At 73.4% G+C, this 13,851-nt stretch carries 11 protein-coding genes; 6 read left to right on the forward strand and 5 right to left on the reverse strand.

The genetic code is table 11. The features are described from left to right. Window positions 1–31 precede the first annotated feature (31 nt). From ACZ7JA_RS19815 to ACZ7JA_RS19825, 3 genes are all read left to right on the forward strand, one after another. Window positions 32–271 (forward strand): DUF397 domain-containing protein, encoded by a 240-nt coding sequence (locus ACZ7JA_RS19815; protein WP_351660984.1) that lies wholly within the window; start codon window positions 32–34, stop codon window positions 269–271. Between the two features lie 135 nt (window positions 272–406). Beyond that, window positions 407–1,312 (forward strand): universal stress protein, encoded by a 906-nt coding sequence (locus ACZ7JA_RS19820; protein WP_470809473.1) that lies wholly within the window; start codon window positions 407–409, stop codon window positions 1,310–1,312. A 122-nt stretch (window positions 1,313–1,434) separates the two neighbouring features. Further along, on the forward strand, window positions 1,435–1,932 hold the full coding sequence (locus ACZ7JA_RS19825; protein ID WP_351660989.1) for a glycosyltransferase family protein: 498 nt from the start codon (window positions 1,435–1,437) through the stop codon (window positions 1,930–1,932). 20 nt (window positions 1,933–1,952) lie between these two features. Here ACZ7JA_RS19825 and ACZ7JA_RS19830 read toward each other — a convergent pair whose 3' ends face one another. Continuing rightward, window positions 1,953–3,923, reverse strand: a complete 1,971-nt coding sequence (locus ACZ7JA_RS19830) for an N-acetylmuramoyl-L-alanine amidase (RefSeq protein ID WP_470809475.1) — start codon at window positions 3,921–3,923, stop codon at window positions 1,953–1,955. A gap of 301 nt (window positions 3,924–4,224) precedes the next feature. Beyond that, window positions 4,225–5,370 (reverse strand): aminoglycoside phosphotransferase family protein, encoded by a 1,146-nt coding sequence (locus ACZ7JA_RS19835; protein ID WP_389297328.1) that lies wholly within the window; start codon window positions 5,368–5,370, stop codon window positions 4,225–4,227. 266 nt (window positions 5,371–5,636) lie between these two features. On the opposite strand from ACZ7JA_RS19835, the gene ACZ7JA_RS19840 reads away from it, so the two are divergent. Continuing rightward, window positions 5,637–7,130, forward strand: a complete 1,494-nt coding sequence (locus ACZ7JA_RS19840) for a DNA-binding protein NsdB (RefSeq protein ID WP_351660996.1) — start codon at window positions 5,637–5,639, stop codon at window positions 7,128–7,130. Window positions 7,131–7,188: 58 nt separating this feature from the next. Here the strand turns inward: ACZ7JA_RS19840 and ACZ7JA_RS19845 are convergent, their stop codons facing one another. Further along, the gene (locus tag ACZ7JA_RS19845) at window positions 7,189–8,619 is read right to left on the reverse strand and encodes a PP2C family protein-serine/threonine phosphatase (RefSeq protein ID WP_470809478.1); all 1,431 of its coding nucleotides are present in this window, start codon (window positions 8,617–8,619) and stop codon (window positions 7,189–7,191) included. Between the two features lie 352 nt (window positions 8,620–8,971). Between ACZ7JA_RS19845 and ACZ7JA_RS19850 the strand changes: the two genes are divergently transcribed. Then, the gene (locus tag ACZ7JA_RS19850; RefSeq protein ID WP_351661001.1) at window positions 8,972–9,385 is read left to right on the forward strand and encodes an SsgA family sporulation/cell division regulator; all 414 of its coding nucleotides are present in this window, start codon (window positions 8,972–8,974) and stop codon (window positions 9,383–9,385) included. 8 nt (window positions 9,386–9,393) lie between these two features. On the opposite strand, the gene ACZ7JA_RS19855 is transcribed toward ACZ7JA_RS19850, so the two are convergent. Together ACZ7JA_RS19855 and ACZ7JA_RS19860 are read right to left on the reverse strand one after the other, a co-directional pair. Further along, window positions 9,394–10,419 carry a Gfo/Idh/MocA family protein gene (locus ACZ7JA_RS19855; protein ID WP_470809480.1) on the reverse strand — a complete coding sequence of 342 codons (1,026 nt, stop codon included), beginning with the start codon at window positions 10,417–10,419 and terminating at the stop codon, window positions 9,394–9,396. 111 nt (window positions 10,420–10,530) lie between these two features. Further along, on the reverse strand, window positions 10,531–11,625 hold the full coding sequence (locus tag ACZ7JA_RS19860) for a baeRF3 domain-containing protein (RefSeq protein WP_470809482.1): 1,095 nt from the start codon (window positions 11,623–11,625) through the stop codon (window positions 10,531–10,533). Between the two features lie 463 nt (window positions 11,626–12,088). Here ACZ7JA_RS19860 and ACZ7JA_RS19865 point away from each other — a divergent pair, with 463 nt between their 5' ends. Beyond that, the gene (locus ACZ7JA_RS19865; RefSeq protein ID WP_470809484.1) at window positions 12,089–13,810 is read left to right on the forward strand and encodes a fatty acyl-AMP ligase; all 1,722 of its coding nucleotides are present in this window, start codon (window positions 12,089–12,091) and stop codon (window positions 13,808–13,810) included. Window positions 13,811–13,851: the final 41 nt, after the last annotated feature.

Consider the following 13,851-nt stretch of genomic DNA (forward strand, 5'->3'; position numbering starts at 1 on the left):
TCGCGGACGACGAACCGGGAGGAGCACGGACGTGGCCGAGACCATCACCCAGCAGCCGCTCGTGGGCTGGGACAAGCCGGAGCTGGACCTCAGCGGGGCCGAGTGGCAGTCCAGCAGCCGAGGACTGGGCGATGTGCAGATCGCCTTCGTCGAGGGCTTCATCGCCATGCGCAACAGCGGCCGCCCGGAGAGCCCGTCCCTGATCTTCACCCCGGCGGAATGGGGCGCCTTCGTCTCCGGCGCGCGCGAAGGAGAGTTCGACCTCACCTGAGCCCGTCGCACGCCGATCCGGGGGTGTCGCCCGCCTGATTCCGGACACGCGACCCACAGCGCCCTGCCGGGGCCGCCGCCTGCGCGAGGCTGGACCCCAGCAAGGGGAAGGTCGTGTTCCGGAGGTGGGCAGGGAATGAGCACATCGCCGGTCATCGCCGCGGTCGACGGCTCCGAGGACAGCAGAAGGGCCCTGGAGTGGGCCGTGGACGCCGCCCGGCGCCGCGCCGCACCGCTGCGGGTGGTGCACGTCCGGCAGTACGCCGCCTGGGGCCAGGCCGACGTCCTGGTCGCCGGGCCGGCCGCGCCCGAGGAGGGTGACCCGGTCCTCGACGAGGTCCGCGCCCGCCTGCGGGACGGCGCGGACGCCCCGAGCGCCGAGTACGTCGCCGTCGAGGGCGTGCCCGGTGCCGTACTGCCCGAACTGGGCGCCGACGCCCAGTTGTTGGTGCTCGGCTCGCGGGGCCGGGGCGGCTTCGCCAGCCTGCTGCTGGGCTCCAACTCACTGGCCGCGGCACGCGACGCCGACTGCCCCGTGGTCATCGTGCCCCGGCCCGGCCGGGAGATCCCCGAGGGCGCCCCCGCCGGGCCCGGCCCCCGGGTGGTCGTCGGCCTGCACGCCGACAGCCCCGACCCGGCCGGCCTGGCGTTCGCCTACACCGAGGCCGCCCTGCGCCGGGCCCGCGTCCAGGTGATCGCCGCCTACCCGTGGCCGGCGCAGACCTGGTCGGCGCCCGGCCAGACGGTGCCGCCCCCCGTCGACAGGGACGCCGTCGAGCACGAGACCCGCTCCCTCGTCGAGGGCTTCCTCGCCCCGCACCGCGTGCGGCACCCCGGCGTCGACACCGAGGTGCGGGTCCTGCCCGGCGACGCCGCCGGCCATCTCGTCACCGCGTCCGGGAACGCCGACCTGGTCGTCGTCGGCCGCCACCGGCGGCGCCTGCTCGCGCCCGCCCGCATGATGGGCTCCGTCACCCAGGCCGTCCTGCTGCACGCGGTCTGCCCGATCGCGGTCGTCCCGCCGGCCCCGCCGAAGGAGTGACACCACCGCCCCCGGGAGCCGCCCGGACGGGCCGGAAGATCCAGGCCGGCCGGGGGAATCGGGGCGCCGTCGTGCGGACGCCCGTACGGCGGCGGACGCCCGCGTGCACGTACCATTGCGGCATGTCGTTCCTCCGCCGCCGCAGCGCCACCCCCGCCGGACCCGAATTCGACGTGCTGGCCATGGACCCGGGCGACTGGCCGGGCAACCTCGGCGCGGGCCTGCTGCCCGCCCCCGACGGATCCTGCCAGGGCGTCTTCCTGCGCTACGACCTCTTCGGCGGCCGCGGTCCCGCCATGATCATCGGCAATCTCCCCGACGGCTCCCCGGCCCGCGAGGTGGCCGAGGGCGAGATCCCCTTCGAGGTGGGCCAGCTCCTGCTGGCGCTGGAGAACGACGAGGAGGTCACGGTCGTCGGCACCGAGGACACCCCCGTCCTCCAGGGCGACAACCTGCTGATCGTGCGGCGCCTGAAGCTCTCCGAGAGCCGGATCTCCTGCGTGCAGTTCGACCGCAGCGACGGCGTCCTGGTGACCATCGCCGCCTGGGACCGCCCCATCACCGACGACCTGTACGCCCTGCTGAAGCCGCTCCCGGCGGAGCTGTTCCAGCAGGGCTGACGACAGGCCCGGGACCGGTCCTAGCGGGCCGCCCCCGCCACGGTGACGTCCGCGGCGCGCACGAACGCCACCCGGTGCCCGTACTGGATCTCGTAGTACAGGTCCTTGCCGACCACCACCCGGTGCGAGTCAGGGGTGAAGGTGACCGCGTAGTAGTACTCGCCGGGCATGAGGTCGCCGACCGCGTACTTCTGCCCGGCCGGGATCGTGTACTTCAGCGGCACCACCGGCTGCGCGGGCACTCCCGCCGGGTAGGCCTCCTTCTCCGGGTACGCCCTGCCGTACACCGGGATGCTCGCCGCGCCGTCCTTCGGGGTGACGACGAGACCCGCGGCGCGCACCGCGGTCGGCTGCTTGCGCGGGTTGTGGAACCAGGCCTTCTGCCCGAGGTACCAGATCGCCGTCCAGTCGCCCCAGCGGTCGGCGACCGCGAACCGCTGACCGGTCGAGACCCGGGACGACAGGTCGTTGACCCCGTCGGTCGGCGCCGTGCCCAGACCGACGTCCTGGATCAGCGGGGCGCTCTCGTCGTGGTCGGAGTACAGCCGCACCTCGCTGGAGCCGTGCGCCGCGCAGGGCTCGCCCTTGGTGGCGCATCCCGTGTACACGGGCTGGTTGGCGGCGTAGTCCGGCAGGATCGTCACCAGCGCGGAGTTCTTGCCGCCGGCGCGCTTGAACGGGTGGCCGAGGAGCTGGAAGTAGTGCCGCCAGTCCCAGTACGGACCCGGGTCGGTGTGCATGCCGGGGACGGTGGAGGCCGTCGGACCGGGCACGTTGTCGTGGCCCAGGATGTGCTGGCGGTCCAGCGGGATGCCGTAGCTGCGGGACAGGTACTTCACCAGGCGTGCCGACGACCGGTACATCGCCTCCGTGTACCAGGCGTCCGGCGAGGTCAGGAAGCCCTCGTGCTCGATGCCGACGGACCGGGCGTTGACGTCCCAGTTGCCCGCGTGCCAGGCGACGTCCTTCGCCTTCACGTGCTGGGCGATCAGACCGTCGGTGGAGCGGATCGTGTAGTTCCAGGACACGTACGTGGGGTCCTGGATCAGGTTCATGACGCCGTCCCAGGAGCCCTCGGTGTCATGGATGACGATGTACCTGATGCGCTGCGACTCCGGGCGGTCGCCCAGGTCGTGGTTGCCGTAGTCGTTGTCGCCGAACTCCTCGTACGGCGCCGGGACCGACTCGCAGGACACCGACTTCGGGCACTCGACGTCGTCCGCCGGGGCGGTCCGCAGCCCGGTCCGCTTCAACTGCCCGGTGTCCGGCTTCAGTCCGGGCTGAGCGGCGAGCGCCATCCGCAGGCCCTGGTCCGTGACGCGTTCCTCGCCGGTGCGCAGCACGTCGTAGACGTCGTCGGCGTACGCCGCCGCGGTCGCCGTGTCGTCGGCGCCGGAGAAGCGGGCCACCGCGCCGTACCAGCCGGCCGGACCGGCGTCGAGCGGCTCGCCCAGCTCCTTCTGCGCGGCGGCGAGCAGCGCGGCGCCGCCGGCGATGTTCGCCGCCGGGTCGGTGCGCAGCTCGGCCGCCGGCAGGCCGGTCAGCTCTGCCGCCCGGGGCAGGGTCCGGAGACGGGCCGGCAGCGCGGAGCCCGCGGGTGCCTTGACGTCGGGGCGCAGCGCCGGGCGGGCGCTGTCGCCGCGGGCGTCCTCGGTCCCCTCGGCGAAGTGCTCGGCCGTGGCGAGCGCGGTGCGCGCGTCGGTGAGGTGCATGGGGCCGTAGCCGCCGGTCACGCTGGGCGCCCCGGCGTGGGTGTCCCAGCGGGACTGGAGGTAGGAGACGGCCAGCAGGACGCTCTGCGGCACGTGGTACTCGGCGGACGCGGTGGCGAACGCGCTCCGCAGCTCACCGGCGGAGGACTCGGGGACGCTCTGGGCCGGGCCCGCGCCGAGCAGCGGCAGCAGCAGGCCCGCGGAGGCCAGGGTGACGGCGGTGCGCCGCAGATGTCTCCGGCCGGGGGTGGACGTGGGGTCGGTGGCGGATCCTCGCAATGCGGACTCCTGTGACAGGCGGGTCGTGGCGGGGCGTGCGGGGCCGAGCTTGGTCAGTGGTACCTGCTTGCCGACGATCCGTCAATGATGCCTTCGCCGGGGTGATTTCCCATGTCACGGAGGGGTTCGGCGAGTTTCGCAGCGGTGGTGCACGGGCCTGCGGAGCGTCAGTGGCGTACACCAGTGGGAGTGCCCGGCGGGACGGAGCCGCGCTCGGGAGAGAGGCTCCGCGCGGAGCCCGTACGCACGAAGGTCCGCGGTGCGCCGCCGCTTCGGGCGCACCGCGGACCTTCGTCCCGCGTCAGCGGGTGCCGACCGCCGCGCGCACGGCCCGGCGGGCCAGCTGGCAGTCGTCGTGCAGCCGCCTGAGCAGCAGCCGCTGTTCCTCACCGGTCGGGGCGGAGCCGGGGAGGGCCGCGCCCGGGGCCGCCGGAGCCGCCTCGTGCATCGAGCGCTGCACGGCCGTCTCGTAGGTGCGGATCTCACGGGTCAGCACGAGCATCAGGTTCACCAGGAACGCGTCCCGGGAGGCCGGTCCCGCGGACTGGGCGATCTGGCTGATCTGACGCCGCGCCACCGGCGCGTCCCCGAGCACCAGCCAGAGCGTCGCCAGGTCGTACCCCGGCAGGTACCAGCCCGCGTGCTCCCAGTCCACCAGCACCGGACCCGTCGGTGAGAGAAGGACGTTCGAGAGTAAGGCGTCACCGTGGCAGAACTGGCCCATCCCCTGACGGCCCGCCGCGTGCGCGATGCCGTGCAGCAGCTTCTGCAGGTCGCCCAGGTCACGGTCGGTCAGCAGACCCAGCTCGTGGTACCGGGCGATGCGCGCCGCGTAGTCCAGCGGGGCGTCGAAGGTGCCCGCCGGGGGCCGCCAGGCGTTCAGCCGGCAGATCGCGCCGAGCGCGGCCCGGATGTCCGGCCGGGGCGGGGCCTCGACCGGGTGCCGCTGGAGCGCGGCCACCCGGCCCGGCATGCGCTCGATCACCAGGGTGCAGTTGTCCGGGTCCGCCGCGATCAGCCTCGGCACCCGCACCGGCGGGCGGTGCCGGACGAACGAGCGGTATGCGGCTATTTCGTGGCGGAACCGCTCCGCCCAGGCCGGCGACTGGTCCAGCAGACACTTGGCCACGGCCGTGCTGCGTCCCGTCGTCCCGACCAGGAGGACCGAGCGTCCGCTGCGGCGCAGCACCTGCACCGGGGCGAACTCCGGGCAGATCCGGTGCACCGAGGCGAGCGCGGTGCGCAGCTGCGCGCCCTGCGGACCGGAGAGGTCGAGTCTGCCGCTGAGCGGCTGTGCGCCGGGCTGCCCGGGAACGCGCCGCGGCCGGCCCGCGCCCAGCACGGGGGCCGTCGGCCGGGCCGCCGGGTCGAGGTAGGGTCCGCCGCCCGCCGGGCGGGGACGCAGCGGCCGGGGCGGAGCGGACACGGAGGATGATGCTGCGTACATGGGAGATACAGATCCCTTCGTGTGCCTGCGGTGCCTGCCTGTACATCCACGCTGTGCGTGCGCCGACCCGTCCCGGCCGCCCGGGCACACCCTGGGGAGTGGGCCCGCATCGGATGGTGACGGCCGGGGCGGGGTGGCGCGTTCCTACTCGACACCCGATGCCCAGTGGCACACCATCTGGCGCACCCTGGCGAACCCTGGCGAATAGTCGCCCGGCAACCTTCACGGGGCTACTGTCAAGTCAGCCGAGAACCTGGGGGCTTGACGTGAGCGGACATCCCAACACCCGCCTGGCGGACCTGTTCGGCCTGGCCGGCTGGTCGAAGGGCGAACTCGCGAGGCTGGTCAACAAGCAGGCGGCGGCCATGGGCCACCCCCAGCTGTCGACCGACACCTCCCGGGTGCGGCGTTGGATCGACACGGGAGAGATCCCGCGCGATCCCGTGCCGCGGGTGCTGGCAGCCCTGTTCACCGAGCGTCTCGGCCGTGTCGTGACCATCGAGGACCTCGGTCTGGTACGGCACGGGCGTGCGGGAAGACGGCAGGGCGACGGGATCGAGGAACATCCCGACGGTGTGCCGTGGGCGCCCGAACGTACCGCCGCGGTCCTCACCGAATTCACGGGAATGGACCTCATGCTCAACCGACGCGGCTTGGTGGGCGCGGGTGCCGCGCTCGCCGCGGGATCCACACTCAGCAGCGCCATGCACGACTGGCTGCACACCGACCCTGCCCTCAAGGCCGACGCCCCTGTCGTCCACGACCCCCTGCACGCCGACCCCGCTGGGTACGACCGCTACGAGGCCGCCCCCATCGGGTCGCAGGAGATCGAGGAACTGGAGCGCTCCGTAGAGGTGTTCCGGGCCTGGGACGCGGCCCGCGGCGGCGGGCTGCAGCGCAAGGCGGTCGTGGGCCAGCTCAACGAGGTGGGCGGCATGCTCGCCTACCACCACCCACCCCATCTCCAGCGGCGCCTGTGGGGCGTCGCCGCCAACCTCGCCGTGCTGGCGGGCTGGATGTCGCACGACGTCGGCCTCGAACCCACGGCCCAGAAGTACTTCGTCATCGCCGCGCACGCCGCCCGCGAGGGCGGCGACCGGCCCCGTGCCGGGGAGGCGCTGTCCCGGGCGGCCCGCCAGATGGTGCACCTGGGCCGGCCCGACGACGCGCTGGACCTGATGAAGCTCGCCCAGTCGGGGGCGGGGGAGCGGCTGCAGCCCCGTACGAAGGCGATGTTCCACACCATCGAGGCCTGGGCGCAGGCGTCGATGGGCAAGGGACAGGCGATGCGCCGCACGCTCGGCCAGGCGGAGGACCTGTTCGTCTCCGACCGGCAGGACGCGCAGCAGCCGGGCTGGATGCAGACCTTCAAGGACGAGGATCTGTACGGCATGCAGGCCCTCGCCTACCGCACGCTCGCCGAGTTCGACCCGGACGCGGCCGTGCACGCCCAGCACTACGCGCAGAAGGCCCTGGCGCTGCGGGTGGACGGCAGGGAGCGGTCGAAGATCTTCGACCATCTCTCCATGGCCTCGGCCTGCTTCATCGCCGACGACCCCGAACAGGCCGACCGCTACGCACGGCTGGCCCTGATGTCCATGGGCTCGAACTCATCCCGACGCACGTGGGACAGGCTGCGGGAGATGTACCGGCTCACCGCCGAGTACGCCGGCTACCCGAAGATCCACGAGCTGCGCGAGGAGATCGAGCTCGCCCTGCCGAAGCCCAGAGGAAGGGGCGACGGCAGCGCACCGGCATAGGGTCTCCGCCCCGCGCGAGTCGGTGCGGTCCGAGGGTCCGCCGCTTCGGGGCGGCCGGTCAGCCGGTCACCCTGGCCACGAGGACGCAGGCGTCGTCCTCGCGCTCGGCTCCGCCGAACTCCTCCACGACCGTGCGTACACAGTCCTGGGCGGTGCGCACCGCGCCGAAGCGGGGAGCGAGGCCGAGCAGACGGTCCACGGCGCTCGTGGAGTCGTGGCCCGGTACGAGTCCGTCGGTGTGCAGCAGTACGAGATCACCGGGTTCCAGGGTGACTTCGGCCTGCCCGTAGTCGGCGCCCGTGGTGGCGCCGAGCAGGACGCCGGCCGGAGCGTTCAGCGCACGCCCCGTCCCGTCGCGGTACATGAGCGGGGCGGGGTGTCCGGCCTGCGCCCACACCAGGGTGCGGTCCTCCGGCCGGTAGCGGCAGCAGACGGCGCTGCCGAGGGCGGGTTGCACGGTGGCGTCCAGTAACTGGTTGAGCATGGTCAGCAGTTCGCCGGGCCGGGTTCCGGCCATGGCCATGCCGCGGACCGCGCCGAGCAGCATCGCCATGCCGGAGGTGACGGCGACGCCGTGCCCGGTGAGGTCGCCGACGCTGAGCAGGGTGGCGCCGTCGGCCAGCTCCAGCGCGTCGTACCAGTCGCCGCCGATCCGGGGGCCGGCCGTGGCGGGGAGGTAGTGGGCGGCCAGGTCGAGGGTGCGCGGCCCCTGGTGCGGCAGCCGCAGCGAACCGCGCCAGGGCGGCAGCACGGCCTCCTGCAGCTCGGCCACGAGCCGGTGCTCGGTCTGTGCCCGCCTGCGGTGGTGCTGAAGCGAGTCGTGGCTGTCGCGCACCGTCCGCCGGTGCCGGCGCAACTCGCTGACGTCCCGCAGCACGGCCCACATCGAGGTGGTGCCGCCGTCGGGGCCGAGCACGGGCTCGCCCATCATGTGCACCGTCCGCGCCGAGCCGTCCGGCCGTACGACGCGGAACTCGCCGTCGATGGGCCGCGCGTCCACCAGGCAGTCGGTCACCATCGCGGTCAGTTTCGGCCGGTCCTCGTCCAGGACCAGGGAGGGCAGCTCGTCCAGGGTGAGCGCGGGGGCGGCCGGGTCGCGGCCCAGGATCTCGTACAGCTCCCCGGACCAGCTCGCCTCGTCCGTCAGGAAGTTCCACTCCGCGCTGCCGACCCGGCTGAGCAGGGAGCCGCGGCTGGGGCCGGCGGGCGCCGGCCGGACCGCCGGGGCCTCGGCCGGTTCGGCCTCGGCGGGCACCGGGCCGTCCCGGAGCTGGGCCAAGTGGGCGTCCAGATCGTCCAGTTGGTGCAGCGCGAGGTCGTACAGGGCCCGCTGCCAGCGCTCCTCGGGGTCCGATCCGTCGTTCCGCGTGTCCCGCCGCACCGCGGCCATGTCGCCTTTGAGCCGCCGCGTCTGCGTTATCAACGCCTCGACCGAGCCGCGCCCTGGCGGCTGGGCGGCTGAGCGGTCCGCGGAGACTGGGGACGGCATGACGCACTCCGATGGGGAGGGGACGGTACGGCCAAGAAGGACGGAGGGACCGTTATGACTGTTGCACAGCCCGCGACGCCCTGTAAGGGATTTGGCAACACACGATACGGTGGTGCTTCCGGCATATGCCAGAGTCTTCCCGGAGTGTTCCGAAGATACGCTCGACGTACGCGGACGGGGAATCAAGTCGTAGGCGGACTACGGGACTTGTGCCATGGCGGCGCGTCGTCGGGTCGCGCTCATCCGGGTGTTCGACGCTCTGGTGTTCCATCGCCGTGCGCGCTGTTCGACGCGCATCAATTCTGTCCGGAATTGACGTCCTGTGAAACGCCTTGGCGGACTCCTTAATTGCATGGAGCTCATTGTCGAACAGTCCGCCACCGCCCGTCTCATCACCGCCGAGGACCGGGAACTGCCGGTGTCGGCGACCCTGCGCTACACGGCGGACGATCCCCTGGCCGTCTTCGTGGACTTCCCGCCCGAGGCCACCCTGGTGGGCGACGAGGTCACCTGGACCTTCGCCCGCTCGCTGCTGGACCAGGGCCTGCGGGCCCCGGCGGGCCACGGCGACGTGCGGATATGGCCGTACGGCCGCACCCGGACGGTCCTGGAGTTCCACTCGCCGTGCGGCCTGGCCCTGCTGCAGTTCCCGACCTCGGCGCTGCGCCGCTTCCTGCTGAACAGCCACGCCCTGGTGCCGGCCGGACAGGAGGACGTGGCGGCGGTCGTGGAACGGGGGCTGAGCAGCCTGTTCGACGGGGTCTGAGCGCCGGGTCAGCGGCCGGCGCCGGCGTACAGGGCCGGGCGCGGGGCGAGTTCGACGGCCGTCCGGCCGCCGGTCTCCAGCGCCCGGACCCCGGCCTCGGCGACGGCGGAGGCCGCGTAGCCGTCCCAGACGTCCGGGCCGGTGACCTCGCCGCGCCGGCAGGCGTCCACCCACGCCCGCACCTCGCGGTCGTAGGCGTCGGCGAACCGGACCAGGTAGTCCTGCGCCACCTCCTCGCCCGCGCCGCCCCGGGTGGTGACGACCATCGAGTGCTCGTCGCCGATCCGGGCGCTGCCCGCCTCGCACACGGCCTCGCAGCGCACCTGGTAGCCGAAGCCGCAGTTGACGAAGACCTCCACGTCGACCAGCGCGCCGCCCTCGGTCTCGAGGAGCACGAACTGCGGATCGGCCAGTCCCGCGGGCGCGCCCGCCGAGGGGGCCGGACGCAGCACGGTCACCGCCGTCAGCTCCTGCCCGAGCAGCCAGCGGGCCGCGTCGATCTCGTGCGACACGGAGCTGTTGATCAGCATGTCGCTGGTGAAGTGACCGGGCGAGGACACGTTGCGGTGCGTGCAGTGCAGCATCAGCGGACGCCCCAGGGCGCCGCCGTCGAGGAGCGCCTTCAGCCGGCCGTACTCGGCGTCGTAGCGGCGCATGAAGCCGATCTGCGCCAGCCGGCGGCCGAGCCGGGCCTCGGCCTCGACCACCCGCAGCGCACCCGCCGGGTCCGGCACCATGGGCTTCTCGCACAGCACCGGCAGACCCCGGCGGAAGGCCGCGAGCAGCGCCTCCTCGTGCGCGGGCCCGGGGGAGGCGATCAGTACGGCCGCGACGCCGGGCGCGTCCAGCGCGGCCACCGGATCCGTGTGCACGGTGACGCCGTCGATGCCGGCGACCGCCTCCTTCGCCCGCTCGGGCTCGGGATCGGCGACGGCGGCCACCCTGGCGCCACTGACCATTCGGTCCAGGCGCCGTATGTGGTCGGCTCCCATGTGTCCGGCACCCAGTACGGCCACACCCAGCAGGTCACCCATGCGCGCGCTCCCTCCCGACGACGATCACGCCGAAGCGTACGCCGCCGGGCAAGCGCCGTCCGTGGGGCGCCTCGGCACCGCGGCGGGCGCCTCAGTACCCCACCGGACACCTCAGTACCGCAGCACCCCCGCGATCCCGCCCGCGTCGCCCAGCGCGCCGTCGGGCACGAAGCGCACGTCGGCGCCGGTCTCCAGGCACTGCTCGACGATCTCGTCGACGATGTCGTCCCGGGCGTCCAGGTCGCCGGGCTCGGCCGGGACGAGGTGGTCGCCGTCGTCGCGGACGGTCGTGCGGTAGTTCTCCTCCACGGCGAGCAGCCGCACCCGGCCCTCCCGGGCGTTCTGCCACAGCTCGTCCACGCCGGCCGCGAAGTTCCGCCGGCCCCGCGCGGAGACCAGTTCCCCGACGATCAGGTCGGTGCCCTTGAAGTCCTCCTCCCGCAGCACGGGCTGCAGCGCCTGCCAGACCGCCTCGGGACCGGCGTGCGCGAGGCCGCCGTGCCGGACGTGGACGGCGTCCGCCGCGATGTGGCCGACCTCCTCCATCAGCGACAGCGCCGCGTCCTCGCCGGTGATGTACAGCCGGCGGGGCTGGTCGCGCAGGACCGCGCTCATCGCGGTGTCCGCCTCGCGCAGGAACCGCCGCGTGCCCTCGTCGGTGAAGGTGCTCGGCAGGTCGCCGCGGCGCATCTCGCGCTCGGCGTCGAAGTTCTCCTGTCTGCGGATCAGCGGGAAGCCGCCCGCGTGGTCCTCGGTCACCCGCTCCTCGCCGCCGCTCCACAGCGTGACGCGGTCGGCGGAGACCGACATGGCCCAGAAGGGGCGCTCGGCGACCTGCGCGGAGACCAGGTTGCGGGTCAGGAAGGTGTCCGAGAGCACCACCCGCTCGGGGACGGTGCGGGACAGGGACCAGACCTGGTGCTCTCCCGGGGCGGCGAAGATCACCAGACCGTCCTCGGCGTGCGCCAGATCCACCTCCGCCAGCGCACGGTCGAGCTGGGTCACCACCTCGGCGCGCCGCTCCCGGGTGACCGAGGGGTCGGATTCCAGCCGCTTCTTGGCTTCGGCGACCACGTTGCGCAGCCGGACGGGGTCCTGCCCGTTCTCGGGTTCTCGGCGGTGTGTCGGCGTCAGGACGGACACCGCCGGGTAGGGACGCGGGCGCCGCAGTTCGGCGAGGGTCGCGGGACTCAGTGCGTGCTCCATGACAGAACGATAGGGCGGTTTCACATATCCGGCACTTGGGCCGAAAGGGCGACACCGGGTCGCGCTGTGTGGTGTTCCGGACGCGTACCGCGAGGGGCCCTGTGTACGGCCCGGAGGCGGCGGCGGGGGCCTCGCACGGCCGCCGCCGCGGCGGGGGACGGCCGTCCGGTCGGGCCCGTTCACGCCGTCGTCATCGACGCGCTTCCGGCCGGCGTGCTTGATACGAAGCGTTTACGCGCAGTCGGCATTCGGGCCGAACAGGCTTGCTATGGTGCAACTCGTCGGTAGCAACTGCTGCGGGGGGACCGCGAGGAGCCGTCGGACCACGGCGCTTCGAGCGGAGGGTCGAGCTTGACGACCCGGCAACGAGGCCGGGCCGCTACGGGCTTCGGGGTGTGCGCGTTCCGTCGCGCCCACAACTGCCGTCTCCTCGCCATCGATTCAGACAGGTGAGACTCGTCCCATGGCACGATCCCTGGTCGGATTACTGGCCACGCACGCCTCTGAACACCCCGAGCGCACCGCGTACCGTCACCTCGTCACCGGTGACTGCGACGGGCAGATCCAGGAACTCACCTACCAGCGGCTGGCCGTGCGCACCCGTGCCGTCGCCGCCTGGCTCCAGGACCGCGGGCTGGCCGGCTCACGGGCCATGCTGCTGTACCCGACCGGCCTGGAGTTCATCTGCGCCTACCTGGGCTGCCTCGCGGCCGGGGTGATCGCCGTACCGGGCGTGCCTCCGCAGGGCCGCGCCCAGAACCACCGGGCGCTGACCCGGATGAAGCGCCTGATGGCGGACGCGGACGCCAAGGTGGTGCTGGCGGACCGCGGCGTGCTCGCCGCGCTCGACGGCATGGCCGAGCATCTGCCCGAGCTCGACCGGATCGACCGCGTCGCCACCGAGGACATCCCCGACGAGGCCGCGGCCGGCTGGCGCGAACCCGAACTCACCCCGGACACCGTCGCGTTCCTCCAGTACACGTCCGGCTCCACCTCCGCGCCCCGCGGGGTCGCCGTCACCCACGGCAATCTGCTGGACAACGAGGCGGTCATCACCGAGCGCATGAGCCACACGCCCGAGGCGCTGGCCGAGCACGACCACGAGCTGTACGTCAGCTGGCTGCCGGTCTACCACGACATGGGCCTCATCGCGCCGGTGCTGAACACGCTCTACCTGGGCGCCACCGCCACCCTCTTCTCGCCCCTGCACTTCCTGCAGCAGCCGGCCCGCTGGCTCACCGCCGTCAGCCGCTACCGCCCGCACACCAGCGGCGGCCCCAACTTCGCCTACGAACTCGCCCTGAAGCACGCGTCCCCCGAGCTCCTCGACAGCCTGGACCTCAGCTCGTGGAAGGTCGCCTTCAACGGCGCCGAACCGGTGCGCGCGGCCACCCTGCGCCGGTTCGCCGACACCTTCGGCGCGGCCGGCTTCCGCCGCGAGGCCCTGTACCCCTGCTACGGCCTGGCCGAGGCCACCCTGATGGTCACCGGCGGCACCGTGGGCACCCCGCCGACCCTGCTCGCCGCGGACGACGGGTCCCCGAACGCGGGGGAGGCCGACGCGGCCGCCGTCGCCTGCGGCCGGCCCGGTCCGGGAGTCACCGTGGCCGTCGTCCACCCGGAGAGCGGGCACGAGCTGCCCGAGGGCGAGGTCGGCGAGATCTGGGTCGGCGGAGCCAGTGTCGCCAAGGGCTACTGGCGCAACACGCTCGCCACCCGCCAGACGTTCCGGGCCGAGATCACCGGCCGCGAAGGCCGGTTCCTGCGCACGGGCGACCTGGGCCTCCTGCGGGACGGCGAACTGTTCGTCACCGGCCGGCTGAAGGACCTCATCGTCATCGACGGCCGCAACCACTACCCCCAGGACCTGGAGCTGACCGCCGAACTCACCCACCCGGCGCTGCGCCCCGGCTGCACCGCCGCGTTCTCCGTGGACGCCGGGGCGGACGGCGAACGGCCGGTGATCGTCGCCGAGATCGCCCCGGAGAACGCCGGCGAGGCGGAGAAGATCACCGACGTGATCCGGGCCGCCGTCGGCGACGCGCACGGCCTGTCGCTGCGCGACGTGGTGCTGGTCCGGCCGGGCACCATCCCCAAGACGTCCAGCGGGAAGATCCAGCGCCGCGCCACCCGGGACGCGTACTCCCGGGGCACGCTCGCCGTGGTGACCGAGCCCGCCGTGTGACACCGCCCGCCGCCGGCGCCCGGACCGGCGCCGGCGGCCCG

The sequence above is a fragment of the Streptomyces sp. NPDC038135 genome, from assembly GCF_055601245.1.

Bases quoted from the DNA above. Each gene is read 5' to 3' on its own strand.
- ACZ7JA_RS19820 (WP_470809473.1), top strand. From the start codon at position 407: ATGAGCACATCGCCGGTCATCGCCGCGGTCGACGGCTCCGAGGACAGC.
- ACZ7JA_RS19825 (WP_351660989.1), top strand. From the start codon at position 1,435: ATGTCGTTCCTCCGCCGCCGCAGCGCCACCCCCGCCGGACCCGAATTC.
- ACZ7JA_RS19835 (WP_389297328.1), bottom strand. From the start codon at position 5,370: ATGTACGCAGCATCATCCTCCGTGTCCGCTCCGCCCCGGCCGCTGCGT.
- ACZ7JA_RS19845 (WP_470809478.1), bottom strand. From the start codon at position 8,619: ATGCCGTCCCCAGTCTCCGCGGACCGCTCAGCCGCCCAGCCGCCAGGG.
- ACZ7JA_RS19850 (WP_351661001.1), top strand. From the start codon at position 8,972: ATGGAGCTCATTGTCGAACAGTCCGCCACCGCCCGTCTCATCACCGCC.
- ACZ7JA_RS19855 (WP_470809480.1), bottom strand. From the start codon at position 10,419: ATGGGTGACCTGCTGGGTGTGGCCGTACTGGGTGCCGGACACATGGGA.
- ACZ7JA_RS19860 (WP_470809482.1), bottom strand. From the start codon at position 11,625: ATGGAGCACGCACTGAGTCCCGCGACCCTCGCCGAACTGCGGCGCCCG.
- ACZ7JA_RS19865 (WP_470809484.1), top strand. From the start codon at position 12,089: ATGGCACGATCCCTGGTCGGATTACTGGCCACGCACGCCTCTGAACAC.